The sequence below is a fragment of the Butyrivibrio sp. AE2005 genome, from assembly GCF_000686965.1.
GTDB lineage: Bacteria > Bacillota > Clostridia > Lachnospirales > Lachnospiraceae > Butyrivibrio > Butyrivibrio hungatei_A.
Window position 1 is genome coordinate 18,597 of sequence record NZ_KK366042.1, and the last position, 15,050, is coordinate 33,646.

17 protein-coding genes are annotated in these 15,050 nt (G+C 40.5%); 12 read left to right on the top strand and 5 right to left on the bottom strand.

Annotation, left to right across the window (positions count from 1 at the left end; all coding sequences use genetic code 11):
* The 4 genes from cmk to DL92_RS0114970 all read left to right on the top strand — a co-directional run bounded on the left by cmk (position 1) and on the right by DL92_RS0114970 (position 3,555).
* Positions 1-663 carry a (d)CMP kinase gene (gene cmk / locus DL92_RS0114955; protein ID WP_026668170.1) on the top strand — a complete coding sequence of 221 codons (663 nt, stop codon included), beginning with the start codon at positions 1-3 and terminating at the stop codon, positions 661-663.
* Between the two features lie 10 nt (positions 664-673).
* Complete coding sequence (ispH, locus tag DL92_RS0114960; RefSeq protein WP_026654115.1) at positions 674-1,528, top strand: 4-hydroxy-3-methylbut-2-enyl diphosphate reductase; 855 nt, start codon at positions 674-676, stop codon at positions 1,526-1,528.
* Positions 1,509-2,648 (top strand): 30S ribosomal protein S1, encoded by a 1,140-nt coding sequence (gene rpsA, locus DL92_RS0114965; RefSeq protein ID WP_026654116.1) that lies wholly within the window; start codon positions 1,509-1,511, stop codon positions 2,646-2,648. The genes ispH and rpsA overlap by 20 nt, the downstream gene beginning before the upstream one ends.
* A gap of 121 nt (positions 2,649-2,769) precedes the next feature.
* Positions 2,770-3,555 carry a CheR family methyltransferase gene (locus tag DL92_RS0114970; protein ID WP_026654117.1) on the top strand — a complete coding sequence of 262 codons (786 nt, stop codon included), beginning with the start codon at positions 2,770-2,772 and terminating at the stop codon, positions 3,553-3,555.
* 59 nt (positions 3,556-3,614) lie between these two features.
* Here DL92_RS0114970 and DL92_RS0114975 read toward each other — a convergent pair whose 3' ends face one another.
* On the bottom strand, positions 3,615-4,823 hold the full coding sequence (locus tag DL92_RS0114975) for a ribonuclease H-like domain-containing protein (protein WP_026668171.1): 1,209 nt from the start codon (positions 4,821-4,823) through the stop codon (positions 3,615-3,617).
* 213 nt (positions 4,824-5,036) lie between these two features.
* Between DL92_RS0114975 and rsxC the strand changes: the two genes are divergently transcribed.
* The 7 genes from rsxC (at position 5,037) to DL92_RS21150 (ending at position 10,323) form a co-directional block, all read left to right on the top strand.
* Positions 5,037-6,353 (top strand): electron transport complex subunit RsxC, encoded by a 1,317-nt coding sequence (rsxC, locus tag DL92_RS0114980; RefSeq protein WP_026654120.1) that lies wholly within the window; start codon positions 5,037-5,039, stop codon positions 6,351-6,353.
* Positions 6,354-6,366: 13 nt separating this feature from the next.
* Positions 6,367-7,317: an RnfABCDGE type electron transport complex subunit D gene (locus DL92_RS0114985; RefSeq protein ID WP_026654121.1), complete on the top strand. Its 951-nt coding sequence runs from the start codon at positions 6,367-6,369 to the stop codon at positions 7,315-7,317.
* The gene (locus tag DL92_RS0114990) at positions 7,314-7,934 is read left to right on the top strand and encodes an RnfABCDGE type electron transport complex subunit G (protein WP_026654122.1); all 621 of its coding nucleotides are present in this window, start codon (positions 7,314-7,316) and stop codon (positions 7,932-7,934) included. Before DL92_RS0114985 ends, DL92_RS0114990 begins: the two co-directional genes overlap by 4 nt.
* Entirely contained in the window at positions 7,931-8,623 is a 693-nt protein-coding gene (gene rsxE, locus DL92_RS19615; RefSeq protein WP_081670795.1) for an electron transport complex subunit RsxE, read from the top strand. The genes DL92_RS0114990 and rsxE overlap by 4 nt, the downstream gene beginning before the upstream one ends.
* Entirely contained in the window at positions 8,623-9,210 is a 588-nt protein-coding gene (locus tag DL92_RS0115000; protein WP_330365530.1) for an electron transport complex protein RnfA, read from the top strand. Before rsxE ends, DL92_RS0115000 begins: the two co-directional genes overlap by 1 nt.
* A gap of 37 nt (positions 9,211-9,247) precedes the next feature.
* Positions 9,248-10,042 (top strand): RnfABCDGE type electron transport complex subunit B, encoded by a 795-nt coding sequence (locus tag DL92_RS0115005; protein ID WP_026668172.1) that lies wholly within the window; start codon positions 9,248-9,250, stop codon positions 10,040-10,042.
* 125 nt (positions 10,043-10,167) lie between these two features.
* Complete coding sequence (locus tag DL92_RS21150; protein WP_155833834.1) at positions 10,168-10,323, top strand: hypothetical protein; 156 nt, start codon at positions 10,168-10,170, stop codon at positions 10,321-10,323.
* 174 nt (positions 10,324-10,497) lie between these two features.
* Here DL92_RS21150 and DL92_RS0115015 read toward each other — a convergent pair whose 3' ends face one another.
* Positions 10,498-11,634, bottom strand: coding sequence for a DUF4317 domain-containing protein (locus DL92_RS0115015; protein WP_026654125.1), 1,137 nt, complete (start codon positions 11,632-11,634; stop codon positions 10,498-10,500).
* The gene (gene fliY, locus DL92_RS0115020) at positions 11,627-12,250 is read right to left on the bottom strand and encodes a flagellar motor switch phosphatase FliY (RefSeq protein WP_081816927.1); all 624 of its coding nucleotides are present in this window, start codon (positions 12,248-12,250) and stop codon (positions 11,627-11,629) included. Before fliY ends, DL92_RS0115015 begins: the two co-directional genes overlap by 8 nt.
* Before the next feature lie 217 nt (positions 12,251-12,467).
* On the opposite strand from fliY, the gene DL92_RS0115025 reads away from it, so the two are divergent.
* A complete protein-coding gene (locus DL92_RS0115025; protein WP_026654127.1) occupies positions 12,468-13,577 on the top strand; it encodes a hypothetical protein in 1,110 nt (369 codons plus the stop codon).
* Here DL92_RS0115025 and DL92_RS0115030 read toward each other — a convergent pair.
* Positions 13,556-14,182 (bottom strand): prolipoprotein diacylglyceryl transferase family protein, encoded by a 627-nt coding sequence (locus DL92_RS0115030; RefSeq protein ID WP_081816928.1) that lies wholly within the window; start codon positions 14,180-14,182, stop codon positions 13,556-13,558. The genes DL92_RS0115025 and DL92_RS0115030 overlap by 22 nt on opposite strands.
* Before the next feature lie 30 nt (positions 14,183-14,212).
* Positions 14,213-14,866: a hypothetical protein gene (locus DL92_RS0115040; protein ID WP_026668175.1), complete on the bottom strand. Its 654-nt coding sequence runs from the start codon at positions 14,864-14,866 to the stop codon at positions 14,213-14,215.
* Between the last annotated feature and the right edge of the window lie 184 nt (positions 14,867-15,050).

Here is a 15,050-nt window from a genome sequence, read left to right on the forward strand (position 1 = left end):
ATGGCTGGAAGTATTGCTATAGACGGACCTGCGGGAGCGGGAAAGAGCACAATCGCAAGAAAGGTTGCGCAGGAGCTTGGATTTATTTATGTGGATACAGGCGCTATGTACAGAGCAATGGCTCTTTACATGTTAAAAAACGGAATTGGCGCAGATGAAAGCGAAAAGGTAGCCGGTTCTTGTAAAGAGGCCGATATTACAATAAAGCATGAAAACAACGAGCAGGTTGTATATTTAAACGGCGAAAACGTAAACGGACTTATAAGAACAGAGGAAGTGGGAAACATGACTTCCGCAATAAGTGTAAATGCAGCCGTGAGAGAGAAACTTGTGGAACTTCAGCAGAAGCTCGCCGAGAAGACTGATGTCGTAATGGACGGAAGGGATATCGGAACAGTGGTGCTTCCCGGTGCGGACCTTAAGGTTTATCTTACAGCAAGCTCACGTGTGCGCGCGGAGAGAAGATACAAGGAACTTGTTGCAAAGAAGGTTGATTGCAATCTCGAAGAAATCGAAAAGGACATTATAGACAGAGATTACAGGGATATGCACAGAGATATATCTCCGCTTAAGCAGGCAGATGATGCGGTATTTCTTGATTCTTCGGATATGACGATCGAGGAAGTTAAAGATAAGATTATTGAGCTCTATAAGGGCGTTTGAAAGGAAACAGATGGAAGTAATCCTGGCTGAACATGCGGGTTTTTGTTTTGGTGTTACAAAGGCGGTAGATACCGTTTATGAGCAGATAAAGAATAACCCGGGAATGAATATATACACATACGGCCCCATAATACACAATGAGATAGTTGTAAAAGATATGGAGGAAAAGGGCGTTAAGGTCATTGAGTCCGTTGATGAACTTGAGGGAATAAAAAGTGGGATAATAGTTATAAGATCTCACGGAGTTACCAGGGAAGTTCATGAAAAAATAGCTGCGACGGGGCTTGAGATCATTGATGCGACATGTCCTTTTGTAAAGCGCATACATAAGATAGTTTCTGAGGAAAGCGGGAAAGGCAAATCCATAATAGTAGTCGGAAGTGCAAATCATCCCGAGGTCGAGGGAATTGTGAGTTATGCCGATGGTGAAGTTTTTGTTATCGATTCACCCGAAAGTGCCGAAAAGTTCCGTGGTGACCGAGAAAAAGAGTATACTATAGTTTCTCAGACTACATTTAACAAGAATAAATTTCAAGAAACCGTTGAAATCTTTGGGAATAACGGTTACAATATTAATATTGTGAATACTATATGTAACGCTACTGACGAGCGACAGTCCGAAGCAGAAGACATTGCATCCAAGGCAGATGTGATGATAGTGATCGGAGGGGCACATAGTTCAAATTCGAGAAAACTATACGAAATTTGCAATCAGAAATGTGCCAAAACATATTTTATTCAGACACTGGATGACTTGCATCTAGAGAGAAAGGAAGCGGTTAAACTAGTGGGGATTACCGCCGGGGCATCAACCCCAAAGAACATTATTGAGGAGGTTCAGAATTATGTCAGAAGAAACTTTTGAACAGTTGCTTAACGCATCTTTCAAAACAATTCACACGGGGGAGGTTGTTGAGGGAACTGTTATTGACGTTAAGCCTGACGAGATAATTCTTAACATTGGTTACAAGTCCGATGGTATCTTGACTAAGAACGAATATAGCAACGATAACAGTATTGACCTTACAACTGTAGTCAAAGTCGGTGACACTATGGATGTCAAAGTGCTCAAGACAAACGACGCAGATGGACAGGTTATTCTTTCATACAAGCGACTCGCTATCGACAGAGGAAACAAGAGAATCGAAGAAGCTTTCAATAACAAGGAAGTTCTTACAGCTAAGGTTGTACAGGTTCTCGAGGGCGGACTTACAGTTGTTGTTGACGAAGTTAGAATCTTCATACCTGCAAGCCTTGTTTCCGATAGTTATGAGAAAGATCTCTCAAAGTATCAGGATCAGGAGATCCAATTTGTTGTTACTGAGTACAATCCTAAGAGAAGAAGATACATCGGTAACAGAAGAATGCTTGTTACAGCAGAGAAGGCTGAGCAGGCTAAGAAGCTCTTTGATTCAATCAAAGTTGGCGATGTTGTAGAAGGCGTTGTAAAGAACGTTACAGATTTCGGTGCTTTCATCGATCTTGGCGGAGCAGACGGACTTCTTCACATTTCAGAGATGAGCTGGGGACGTGTTGAGAGCCCTAAGAAAGCATTCAAGATCGGTGACACTGTTAAGGTACTCGTTAAGAGCATCGACGGCAGCAAAATCGCGCTTTCAAGAAAGTTCGACAACGAGAATCCTTGGAAGGATGCTACAGTTAAGTATGCTGTAGGTAATGTTGTAACCGGTAAAGTTGCAAGAATGACTGATTTCGGTGCATTCGTAGAGCTTGAGCCCGGTATCGACGCACTTCTTCATGTTTCTCAGATTGCTAAGGAGCATGTTGAGAAGCCTGCTGACGTACTTAAGGTTGGCCAGGAAGTTGAAGCTAAGATTGTAGACTTCAATGAAGAGGAGAAGAAGATCAGCCTTTCAATCAAGGCTATGTTCGCTCCTGAGAAGGAAGAAGAGGCCGAGAGCGGAGATGTTGTTTCTGTAGATATCGATAAGGTTATCGCAGAGCAGGAACAGGAAGAGAACTAATAGTTTCTAAACATCATATAAAAATAAAAATCGGCAGAAATGCCGGTTTTTATTTTTTTTTAATTTTACATACAATTCGCACTATAATAAAATAAAAGAAAAAGAATCAGGAGGATTATCCATGGCATATGATTATGAGTGGTTTAAAAAAGCAGTCTATGATCTGACTAAGATTGACCTCAATTCATATAAAGAAAAACAGATGAAGAGGCGAATCGATACCCTCATAGGGAAGTATGATGTAAAGGGCTATGATGGTTTTGCCGATCTTATAAAGAAGGACAGAGAGGCGCTTGATTCTTTTGTATCCTATCTTACTATCAATGTTTCTGAATTCTTCAGAAATGCAGATCAGTGGAATTTGATGGATAAAGAGATGGTTCCCGAACTTATGAATAAGTTTGGCAAAAATCTCAAGATCTGGAGCGCTGCTTGTTCTACAGGTGATGAGCCATATACTATTGTTATGATGCTTTCAAAGCACATGCCGTTAAATCAGATAAACGTTCTCGCGACCGATCTTGATGCGGTTGTTCTTGCAAAAGCTAAGGCGGGAATCTACGATAAAAAGGAAGTTGCCGGCGTTCCGGCAGAATTTAAGACCAAGTTTTTTGAAGAAACTGCTGACGGAAAGATGAAGGTATCCGATGAGATTAAATCAAGAGTTACTTTCAAGCAGGCAGATCTTTTGAGAGATCCGTATCCGAAGGATTGTCATCTCCTTGTATGCAGAAACGTGCTTATTTATTTCACTGAAGAAGCTAAGGACGAGATATTCAGAAAATATTATGATTCACTTGCTCCAGGCGGAATACTCTTTATCGGAAGCACAGAACAGATCATAAATTATAAGGATATGGGTTACGTAAGAAAGAACTCTTTCTATTACGAAAGACCCTTGAACTAAAGTAAATATACTATTTAACAAGAAATAAGGCTTTCACACTTATCCGGTGCGAAAGCCTTTTAGATTTCAAGAATATGTGCAATTATGTGCGATGCGTATACACTTAAAGCAAAGCGACTTTGCTTAAGATTAGCATTGAGGTCGAAGAATATTCTTTCATCCTTGTAGTCTGACTTAAAAAAGGGTGTGAATACAAGGTCCCATTCTCTCAGATATTGCCCGCTTTTCTTGGTGTAGCAATTATCGGGCTTAGCCTTTTCCCTGTACTTCTTGTCAACAAATGATGCGATTGACTTGTGGATTGCCGTATCTTCTTTTGGAAGATAGTAGTAATCGTTGTAATTGGAATAGTAATATTTAAGCTCCGCCTCATATATAGGAACTCTTAAGATCGCTTCATCCTTGTCTGTCTTGAAATAACAGTCATCAAGATGTCCTGTCAAAGAAGACGGCAGTGCAAAGGGAAGCTCGAGCTTCATGAATATTTCTTTCTTGAGATTGCCTTCATAATCATTGTAATAATTGGCCTGAACCTTTTTTGCTTTTACGGGAAGAACAGTTTCTTCATCCGGCAAATCGGAGGCAAGATAATTCTCGGGCGAAATTGGTTCATCCGTTTTGATCGATGTTTCGGGCATGTTCCTGAAAAGTGAAAAGAACTTGAGGAAGAGGAACATCGGTAACAGAGCAAACATTCCTTTTACGTCTTCATAGTTGTGAAGGAAAAGAATCTCAAGAGGCTGCCTTGCCATTGTCTTTTTATATGAAGCATAAATGGGCAAAAGACTTTTGCCGTTATGTTTATTCTTTCTTGTGGTACCAAGGTACATCTCGATTGTTCTCTGTTTGCAATCTATGAGACCAAGCTGATCCTGATAAGGACGTATGATCTTTTGAAGATCTATTGAATCTGCATCTTCGATGGGATTTGTAATCTTATATTTATCAAACTTGTTTTTTAAAAAAGGAAGATCGAATCTGTCTCCGTTAAAGTTGATTATCTTGGAGTGATTGCCGTAATTTCTGGCAAACACCTTGAGAATATGGGCTTCTTCGGCCGTGTTTTCTGCAAAAAGCTGGACAATTCGCCAGGAATCGTTTTCACAATAAGAGAGGCCTATCATATAAATGTCTGAGTTTCTGGGAGAAAGGCCGGTTGTTTCTATATCTATAAATAATATGTCGTCATTGCTGCATCCGAGCATCTGCGGAAGTTTGTGGATGATATGATCGTCTGAAAATGTGATGTTTTTGACACTTTTCTTCATGCTAAGTTATACCTACTTTCAAAAATCACCTTATAAATAATTGTACCACAAAAACTAAAGCAGTATTTTGTTAAAATAATATCCGCAATTTTTGAGATTAATCATTAATTTTGATTAAAAATTTGATACAATTAAAGCAGTGGTATAAAAACCAATCTGAAATTATCTATTCAGGTAAATATTTTTCTAAAACAATCGAAAGAAGGGTAGGAAATGGCAAAAGGTACTTTTAAGGGCGGCATACATCCTTATGAAGGCAAAGAGTTAACTAAGGGTAAGCCCATAAAATCAGTGCTACCAAAAGGAGACTTGGTATATCCTTTGTCACAGCACATTGGTGCACCGGCAAAGGCCATAGTTGCCGTAGGAGACCATGTTTTGACCGGACAGAAGATTGCGGAGGCAAACGGTTTTGTGTCTGCGCCTATTTATGCAACTGTTTCCGGTACTGTTGTCGCGATTGAACCGAGACGACTTGCTACGGGAGCTATGTGTGAGAGTATTATCGTTGAGAACGATGAACGATATGAAGAGGTGAGATTCAGACCGCGTAAGCGCTATGACGAGATGACCGCTGAAGACAAGATCGAGGCTGTCAGAGAGGCCGGCGTGGTAGGTATGGGAGGTGCAGGTTTCCCTACCGCTGTTAAATTTTCACCGAAGGAACCCGATAAGATCGATTATGTAATTGCTAACTGCTCAGAATGTGAACCATATCTGACTTCCGATTACAGGCGTATGATTGAGGAACCTGAACTGCTTTTGGAAGGACTGAAGATTGCCGTTAGCATTTTCCCTAATGCCAGAGGAATACTTGCGATTGAAGATAATAAGCCGGACGCGATCAAGATATTCAGAGATCTTACAAAGGACTTAGAAAATATCAGCGTAAAGGCTGTAAAGACTAAATATCCCGAGGGCGCTGAGCGTATGCTCATTTATGCCGTTACGGGTAGAGAGATCAACTCATCAATGCTCCCTGCGGATGCGGGATGTATCGTTGATAATGTTGATACACTTTGTGCTGTCTGCAGAGCTGTAAAAGAGGGCAGACCTTTGATGGAGAGAATCGTTACCATCACAGGAGATGCCGTTGCAAATCCCAGAAACTACAAAGTAAGAATAGGAACAAGCTACACTCAGCTTTTAGATGATGCCGGAGGCTTTTACAAGGAGCCTGCCAAGATTATTTCCGGTGGTCCCATGATGGGATTTGCCATATTTGATCTTGATGTTCCCACTACAAAGACTGCATCTGCGCTTACATGCCTTACAAAAGATGCCGTTTCACAGTTTGAACCGTCGGCCTGCATTAACTGCGCAAGGTGCGTTGAAGTGTGTCCTGAAAGACTCATTCCCAAGAATCTTGCCGATGCGGTAGAACATAACGATGAGAAAAAATTCCTTCAGTTATACGGAATGGAATGTTGCGAGTGCGGATGCTGCAGTTATATTTGTCCTGCGAGGAGACAGCTTACTCAGCTGATCAAAGGTATGAGAAAAATTCAGCTTGCAAATAGGAAAAAGTAAGGGGGACATTTTGATGGAAAAATTGAGAAAGGTGTCATCCAATCCGCATGTAAGATCAAGCGTGACGACCTCGAATATTATGATCTGGGTACTTATTGCGCTTCTTCCTGCTACCGGATATGGAATATATAATTTTGGTGTTTACAGTATCTTTTTGATCGGAGTTTCAATCGCATCATGCGTTGCTTCCGAGATCATAAGCTCTATGGTGCTTCGTAAGCCTATCACTATAAATGATTTTACCGCTGTGGTCACAGGATTGCTTCTTGCACTTAACCTGCCGCCGGCAGTGCCGCTCTGGGTACCTGTGCTCGGAGGAGCTTTTGCGATCGTTATGGTCAAGCAACTTTTCGGAGGTGTGGGACAGAATTTCATGAATCCTGCTCTTGGTGCAAGATGCTTTTTGATGATCTCTTTTCCGGCAATAATGACAAACTTTAACTGTGATGCATATTCGGGAGCAACACCGCTTTTTAACCTTAAGAACAGCGTTCAGGTTGATATCAAGAACATGATAATAGGAAACACTTCGGGAACAATAGGAGAGACATCAATGATCTGCATTGTTATCGGAGCAATCATCCTTTTTGCTGTCGGAGTAATCGATTATGTTATTCCTTTCAGTTATATCGTTTCGTTTGTGGCTTTTGTAGGTTTGTTTGGAGAATATGGATTTAACTGGGGATACATTGCCGCACATCTTTCGGGCGGCGGACTTATGCTCGGTGCATTTTTTATGGCAACAGACTATGTAACCTGCCCCATTACCCCGAAGGGAAGATATATTTACGGAATCATCTTAGGTCTTTTGACAGGACTCTTCCGTATTTTTGGAGCAAATGCAGAGGGCGTTTCGTATGCGATCATAATCGGAAATCTTTTGGTTCCGCTTATTGAGAGAGTAACTATTCCGAGGGCATTCGGAATCAGGGGAAAAGCTAAAAAGGAGGCGATGAAAGCATGAGAGAATTTTTTGGCATGATCAAAAACGCCTTTATACTTTTTATCATCACTTTGGTTGCGGGAGCTCTTTTGGGACTTGTATATCAGGTTACAAAAGATCCGATAGCATATCAGGATATGTTGGCGCAGAACAAAGCCAATCAGTCCGTATTCAGTGATGCGATCACATTCAATGATATCAGATGGGATGAAGAAATATTGGAAGATGTGTATGATGAACTCGCTGTCAAGGGAGTTCGCTTACAGGGTGTAAAGCAGGCACTTGATCTGAACGGGAATCTGCTCGGATATGTAATTCAGATGAAAACCAAAGGTTATGGCGATTCAATTATATTCACTGTCGGAATAACAAACGGTGGCAAGATGAACGGAATCTCCATTATTTCAATCGCGGAGACACCCGGACTTGGAATGAATGCGGAAAAGATCATTGCACCTCAGTTTGCGGGTAAAAACGCTGTACAATTTTCAGTTGTAAAGTCCGGACAGCTTTCGGATTCCGGTTCTCAGATAGAGGCGATTTCCGGAGCGACGATTACATCTAAGGCAATTACCGATGGTGTAGATGTTGCCAACGCATATTTTGAAAAAGCACTTAAGAAAGGAGCAAAGCAATGAGCAAAGATATAAAGAAAGGCGCGCTTGGATTGGAACAAGATTCTCCCGCCGAGAGATTTTTTAACGGTCTCATTGCTGAGAATCCTACATTAGTACTTATGATCGGTATGTGTCCCACCCTTGCGGTTACATCTTCCGCCACAAACGGACTCGGAATGGGACTTGCGACTACATTTGTTTTGGCACTCAGTAATGCGGTAATTTCGGCATTAAGAAAGATTATACCTGCTACGGTCAGGATTCCTTCGTTTATTGTCGTAATCGCATCTTTTGTTACATTGGTTCAGCTTCTTATGCAGGCATATGTGCCGACACTTAATAAAGCGCTCGGTGTATATATACCGCTTATAGTTGTTAACTGTATCATTTTCGGAAGAGCGGAAGCGTATGCAAGTAAACACGGAATTGTACCTTCGTTCTTTGACGGAGTGGGAATGGGAATAGGATTTACCTGCGCTATTACAGTTATCGGTCTTTTTAGAGAGCTTATCGGTGCGGGAACAGCATTTAATGTTCCGGTTCTTGGCCCTGATACGGTTATTACTGGAATTGTGGGAAAATATCTTACTAAATATCAACCTGTCAGCATTTTCGTTCAGCAGGCGGGAGCGTTCTTTGTACTTGCTTTCCTTATTGCGGCAATGAACAAAATGAAATCAAATGTAGCAAAGAAGGAGGCTGAAAAATAATGAGAGATACAATAATGGAATTTCTGGTACTCATACTTTCCGCTTCTCTTATAAATAATGTTGTTTTGAGTCAGTTCCTCGGCCTTTGTCCGTTCCTTGGTGTTTCCAAAAAAATTGACACCGCGCTTGGAATGGGCGGCGCATGTATTTTCGTAATGACTCTTTCATCACTTGTATGTAGTACTATTTACTGGTTTGTTCTTAAACCTTTTGATCTCGGATACTTACAGACAATCGTGTTTATTCTTGTTGTTGCGATGCTTGTTCAGTTTGTTGAGATGATATTGAAAAAATATATGGTCTCACTGTACAAGGCGCTTGGTGTGTATCTTCCTCTCATAACAACAAACTGCGCGGTTCTCGGTGTTGCACTTAACAACGTTACAAACAATTACACCATCGAAGGGAGTACGGTCTGCGGTTTTTCAACAGCCGTTGGTTTTACAATTGCGATAGTTATCTTGGCAGGACTTCGCGAGAAGATGGAGTACAATGATATACCGGAGAGCTTCAAGGGAATGCCTCTTGTGCTTCTTACTTCGGGACTTATGGCAATCGCATTTACGGGATTTTCAGCTTTGAAGTAATAATTACAAATCTTGGCTGAAAGAAGGAGAATGACTTATGATCAGTGGAATAATCATTGCAACGATAGTTGTTGCAGGCGTTGGAGTTGCAATAGGATTTATCCTTGGCATTGCAGATCTGAAGCTCCATGTCGATATTGATGAAAAAGAAGCTGCGATCCTGGAAGCGCTTCCCGGCAATAACTGCGGAGGTTGCGGATATCCCGGATGTTCGGGATGTGCGACGGCAATAGCTCAGGGGGAAGCAGCTGTAAATCAGTGCCCTGTCGGTGGTGCACCGGTAGCGCAGGCAATTTCTGCGATAATGGGCGTTAAGGCTGAAAAGACAAAGAGAATGGTTGCATTTGTGCATTGCAGCGGCGATTGCGAGCAGGCAACCCAGAAGTATGAATATAAGGGAGCAGATGACTGCAGATTCCAGGCACAGGCTCCGGGAGGCGGTTCGAAGACTTGCGGATACGGATGTCTTGGCGGCGGAAGCTGCGTATCTGTGTGCAAGTTTGATGCAATACATGTAGTGAACGGTGTTGCCGTGGTGGATATGGAAAAGTGTAAGGCTTGTGGAAAGTGCGTTGATATTTGTCCGAGACACCTTATCGATTTCATACCATACGATGCAAGAGAAGCTGTTGCCTGCAAGTCGCAGGATATGGGTAAATATGTAAACAAGTATTGTAAAGTGGGATGTATCGGATGCCATATGTGCGAAAGAGATTGCCCTACGGGAGCAATCGTTGTAGAGAATAATGTGGCAAGTATCGATCAGGATAAATGCATACATTGTGATACATGTGTTTCAAAGTGCCCGAAGAAGGCTATTGCGGCAATCTGAACTATAGGATAGAAGTTGGTATAAAAACATTTCATATTTTTGGTTGAATTACCGATTGCACAAATCTCCAAAATAATATACTATTGTACACGCTATCGTTGTTTGTCAAATGGAGGTACATTAGTATGGGCGAATGGAGACAAGCTTTTGATAGAATTATGGATCAATTATATAATCATCCTGAGGAGATGAGGGAACGTCTTCTTAAGAAGTACGAGTATCCCGGTTCCGATGGAAGACATAAGACCGCTATCGAAATGCTTAAAAGTATGAATTATTAATTGATTACCAAATCCTTGAGTTTAGAGATACGGAATCGTCCGTCGAAACAATCGGGATTATCTATTTTTTGAAAAAATTTGAAATTTACTTATAGGGCGTAAGGTCCAAAAAACGAGCTTGCCTTTTCTAAATAAAAAGAAAAGTAAGCTCGTTTTTGTATACAATTCGTAGTTTTATCTGTCCATAAATGTTCTTACGTTGATTCCGTTTACTTCGATGTGGTCATCAACTGCGATTACAAGGCATTGTCTGCCGTCGACGATCTTGGATTCAACAAGGTCGGTTCTGTCAGGTTTTACCTTGATGACAACATTTGGAGTCTCGATATCAAACTTTTTGGTATGTGCAATGTTACTTGCAAGGAGAGGGTAGTCCTCATCACCTGCGCACTTTGTGTAGGTTTCTTCAAAGTAGCCGAGACGCTCATCCGAAACGCCGCTGTCGTGAAGGAGTTGCTTAACGTCGTTCTTATTGAGCTCAAGAGGCTCCGGATCGTCTGCGTGATCTTCAATCATGTCATTTAAGTTGTCGTGAATATTCTTCATTATGTCGTAATCGGCATTTTCTCCGATCGTATTCTGAACAACCGTATCAAAGATGCCTTTCTGCTCAGGAGCTGCCAAAGGAGCTCTTCCGCCGAACATTGCCTCGATAAATTCAGGCTGAAGGTCATCAGGCTTCTTGGTGAAGTAGAGCATGTTGTGAATATCCGTGTCTCTTTCGATGAAAGCAGGGAATAGGAAGCCCTTTGTAGGACCGTCTACGATCCAGTCCCTGAATCTTTCTTCGATCACATTTGTTTTCTCGTTGTAGCCAAGTCCTGCCTTTGAAAGCTTAACGGGACAGATGCTGCAAAGGATGTAGTCATATACGTTCTCTGACGCATCCTCCATCTCGATACCATCGCTTGTGATTCCCGGAATGTCATATGCTGCGTGAACGAGGATGATGTAGTAATTCTCGCCGTTTACATAGTTGGCGATTATCTTTTCGTAGAATTCATCTACAAGCTCGTCATCCTGAAGCTGGGAATTCCTCAAGGTCAAAAGAAAGTCCTGAGTACCTCCCGGCTGTTCCTGGTCAAGAGGAAACTCAAGACTGATCAGATTCTTGCCAAAAGTTCCTGCAAGAGTATGCTGGAAAATATCGAGATATTTGAACATCTCTTCCTCCGGAAGCTGTCCGAAGGCTTTTCTGAAAGTGAATAGTTTGTTCTTGTCGTGATCCACATAGCATCCGCAAATGTGGTCGATAGTACACCTGTCCGGTGTAAATTGCTTTTTGATCTCAAGTGTTTCTGCCTTATTCATTGTTCTCTGCGTTTTCCTTTGTATAAAATTTGTTGCACATATCTTTTGCGAATCGTATCGGATATAATTGTACCATAACGGAATCAATTAAATCGCCGATTGTCATCCTAAAAGCTATTTTAACAAATTTATCGTATGTAGTATCAAACATTTTCTCGAAAACTTTGATACTCTCAACATCAATCCTGTTTACGATAGGAGTGCTGATGTCTGTGGGAACGCCGAGCATAGATGATAAAGAGGTTGCACTCGTACCCATCATCTGATTCATTGCTTCCGAAGCGGCTGAAAGATGAAGATCGGAAATCTCGCCGGCCGTATTTGTACCGTCTCCGCCCATCATAAGATCTGTCATGACTTTTACGTCGTGTTCTTTAAGAATCAGGACATTATTTCCTTCAAGACCTTTTACATAGTGAATCTGCACGAAAATACAGGTCTTTTCGTAATCATCCAAAGCTTCGCTTCTCTTTATAAGTTTTACACTTGGAGTAGTGATATCGACTTTTTTATTTACCATTAAGCTAAGAGTAGTTGCGGAATTACCCATGCTGATATTGGCAATCTCACCGATAGTATCCATTTGCTCACCGGTTAAAAAGTTGTCTTCCAACATTCTTGCCTCCTTCGCGTTTTTGGTGTATTGATATTTCAGAACTATAATAATATTGTAGTTTATATTCCGTGAACTTGTAAAGAATCATTTACGCTATCTTCTAAAAGGTTTATCCTTTTTTTAGAATAATGTCAAAAAAATATGTTAAAAAAAGAGCGAAAAAGATAAAAATATGGTAACATATATAGTATGATCTGACGGAGGAATTTTTTGACATATGACGATTGATAAGTATATAAACCCGGATTTTAACAGAGCTAAACAGCTTATTTTTCTGGGGATGGCATTTGCCGGTTTACTGATCATCAGCTTGATCATAATGTTTGGAACCAGAATGTCCGTATGCCTTGTTCACAGCAGCGAAAGACATGATGAGTTTAAAAGACGCACTGTAGATAATATGCAGCTCTTTTTCGAGATGATGATATCGAGTACATCGGTAATATTATTTGCGTGCGCATATATAATCTGTAACCATATTTTTGAACTTCTGACACCTCTCTATCAGGCTAAGAAAATGGGCAGTATGCCGATGGGGATTAAGTGGTTCTATTATCAATGGGATAAAAACAAGGATTTCCTGCTTTTATTCCTTATTTCCATGACCTGTTTTATAAACACGGTTCTTGATAAGATAATCATCCCTCTTAGACGAATTTCCAAGGAAGATAAGGCTTCTGTAAGAATGCTCGGAATGTTCTATGCGATCATTGTTTTGACGTGCTTTACTACATTTGGCGATGCTACCGTCAGCAAAGAGCAGTATAGTCCTATCATGATGTATTATTTCGGACTGATGATAGGTAGATTCGTGTATTTCGATGCATCTTTTGTTGATTTCATATACGCGATACTGGGCGCGATAAAACACGGGCTCTTACTTGTGTTTGCGCTTCTTTTATCGGGCATCTTAAGTGTTATAGGCTTTAAACTGGGATATTTGATAAAAGAAAATTACTATATCGTAGGTCTTTTATATACCGATATATTCATACTCGTTGCGATATTTATAATGCATCATCTTCGCGGACTCTCACTCTTTATCAGGAATGAGGAGGACGAGGAATACGAAGAGTACGATGATTACGACGACGAGGATGAAGAATACGAAGACGAAGAAGAGGAAGAAGATGATGAAGAAGAGCTTATGCTGAAGCGCAAAAAGAAAGCGAAGGCAAAAGAAAAGGCAAAAGCAAAGCTTAAGGAACAAAAGTTCAAGCAGCAAAAGTTCAAGCAGCAATTCAACAGAAGAGCTACCGACAAGATCAAGGAATACGATAGCTACGGCGGCTATGATAATGGGGATTATGATGATTTTGATGTGTAGAGGATAAAAAATGCCATAATGGCGGCACACATTATCTGATTGGTGGTTATTAAGTGATCGACATGTCCGATCCTTAGAAAGTCCAGCGCGATTTTTGCTATACAATAGATGATTACTGCGTGTGATGGATTAAAACGATCTTTGAAATATAATAGCAGAGAACCTGCAAAAAGAAGCAGAAAAACTACCGCTTCCAACTTTTGAATCGGAAACAGATTGCCGTTGGTGGTGTGTACACGCATGAAACCGTTAAACGGAATACCCGCACAGCATCCCGCAAAAGCACATCCGATTTTTCCAAGTCCGTACATTAAAGGCAAGACTATCACATAGGATTCGAAAAACACTTTTTTGTACTGAGGAGTTATCTTGGAAAAAATAAGCACGCCCAAGATCATGCCCAGGGCAGCTCCTGTACTGTTAAGGCCGATAGTTCGTCCTTTTGTGATCACAAGATATCCTATGAATGACATATACATACACAGGATCATTTCTAATACAACGGACAAGCCTATAATTCTCAATGGAACATTCTTTTTCTTTTGCAGACCTGATGCGGTAGAAAAGCCAAAAAATATTGCAGATAACATCATTATCCTATACATGGGCAAAAATCTTCCTTTTTAGTAGAGTACTTATGGCATACTCTGGCATGAACCGCAGAAATGTTTAATTGTAGCGTTGACTGCTGCGTCGAGTGCGTCTATACATGTAAAATATAGAATTGCCAGAGATATAACAAGTCCATAGTTTACTATATACACTGTCATAACATTAACTGCAAACTTATTATCGGGATTATCTAAATACGCAATGATATCAAGTACAAATCCTATAATATTTATTCCCAATGCTACAAGTATAATCTTAGAAGACAAACTATCTGAAGTAATAACAATGGCAATTGAAAGAACCCAAATTGAAAAAGAAACTAAAGAGAGAACACCTTGTTTATAATTGTATATCATAGATGTATTGTTACTTGTGCATGCCAAGGCATCAAGAATCTTTTTAGAATTCACTGGTAACTTTGTTCTAATCTGATTAAATAAAAAAGGTTGAAAGCATTTATGATTGGATTTTATATATATTTCAGTGTCGGCACCAATATATAGAACTAAAGACTTTTCGATACTGCCATTTTCTTTTATTGATGTGATAATGGCCATTTTTTTGATTATAGATGGTTTGTATACATATTCGATCGCATTTGCAAACATATGAATTTCGTTATCTTTAAGAAACAGCGAATCATTTTCTGTTTCGATGCGAATTACGTTAGCACTCATAAATGCTTGAAACCTCCTTTTTTAAAATTATTTTATTGCATATAGATAACTGTTTCAAATGGAATGTGTAAAAAGGAATATGGATACCTGCACCGTATAGATAGCTTGTGTAAGAAGCGTACGGTGTAAAAACAGGAAATGACACCGTACAGAAAGACTGAAAGGAAAGCGTACGGTGTGAAAA

Bases quoted from the DNA above. Each gene is read 5' to 3' on its own strand.
- DL92_RS0115015 (WP_026654125.1), bottom strand. From the start codon at position 11,634: ATGAATAAGGCAGAAACACTTGAGATCAAAAAGCAATTTACACCGGAC.
- DL92_RS0114985 (WP_026654121.1), top strand. From the start codon at position 6,367: ATGGAAAAATTGAGAAAGGTGTCATCCAATCCGCATGTAAGATCAAGC.
- rsxC (WP_026654120.1), top strand. From the start codon at position 5,037: ATGGCAAAAGGTACTTTTAAGGGCGGCATACATCCTTATGAAGGCAAA.
- cmk (WP_026668170.1), top strand. From the start codon at position 1: ATGGCTGGAAGTATTGCTATAGACGGACCTGCGGGAGCGGGAAAGAGC.
- DL92_RS0115025 (WP_026654127.1), top strand. From the start codon at position 12,468: ATGACGATTGATAAGTATATAAACCCGGATTTTAACAGAGCTAAACAG.
- rpsA (WP_026654116.1), top strand. From the start codon at position 1,509: ATGTCAGAAGAAACTTTTGAACAGTTGCTTAACGCATCTTTCAAAACA.
- DL92_RS0115005 (WP_026668172.1), top strand. From the start codon at position 9,248: ATGATCAGTGGAATAATCATTGCAACGATAGTTGTTGCAGGCGTTGGA.
- DL92_RS0115040 (WP_026668175.1), bottom strand. From the start codon at position 14,866: ATGAGTGCTAACGTAATTCGCATCGAAACAGAAAATGATTCGCTGTTT.
- DL92_RS0115030 (WP_081816928.1), bottom strand. From the start codon at position 14,182: ATGTATAGGATAATGATGTTATCTGCAATATTTTTTGGCTTTTCTACC.
- DL92_RS21150 (WP_155833834.1), top strand. From the start codon at position 10,168: ATGGGCGAATGGAGACAAGCTTTTGATAGAATTATGGATCAATTATAT.
- DL92_RS0114975 (WP_026668171.1), bottom strand. From the start codon at position 4,823: ATGAAGAAAAGTGTCAAAAACATCACATTTTCAGACGATCATATCATC.
- DL92_RS0114970 (WP_026654117.1), top strand. From the start codon at position 2,770: ATGGCATATGATTATGAGTGGTTTAAAAAAGCAGTCTATGATCTGACT.
- ispH (WP_026654115.1), top strand. From the start codon at position 674: ATGGAAGTAATCCTGGCTGAACATGCGGGTTTTTGTTTTGGTGTTACA.
- DL92_RS0115000 (WP_330365530.1), top strand. From the start codon at position 8,623: ATGAGAGATACAATAATGGAATTTCTGGTACTCATACTTTCCGCTTCT.
- rsxE (WP_081670795.1), top strand. From the start codon at position 7,931: ATGAGCAAAGATATAAAGAAAGGCGCGCTTGGATTGGAACAAGATTCT.
- fliY (WP_081816927.1), bottom strand. From the start codon at position 12,250: ATGTTGGAAGACAACTTTTTAACCGGTGAGCAAATGGATACTATCGGT.
- DL92_RS0114990 (WP_026654122.1), top strand. From the start codon at position 7,314: ATGAGAGAATTTTTTGGCATGATCAAAAACGCCTTTATACTTTTTATC.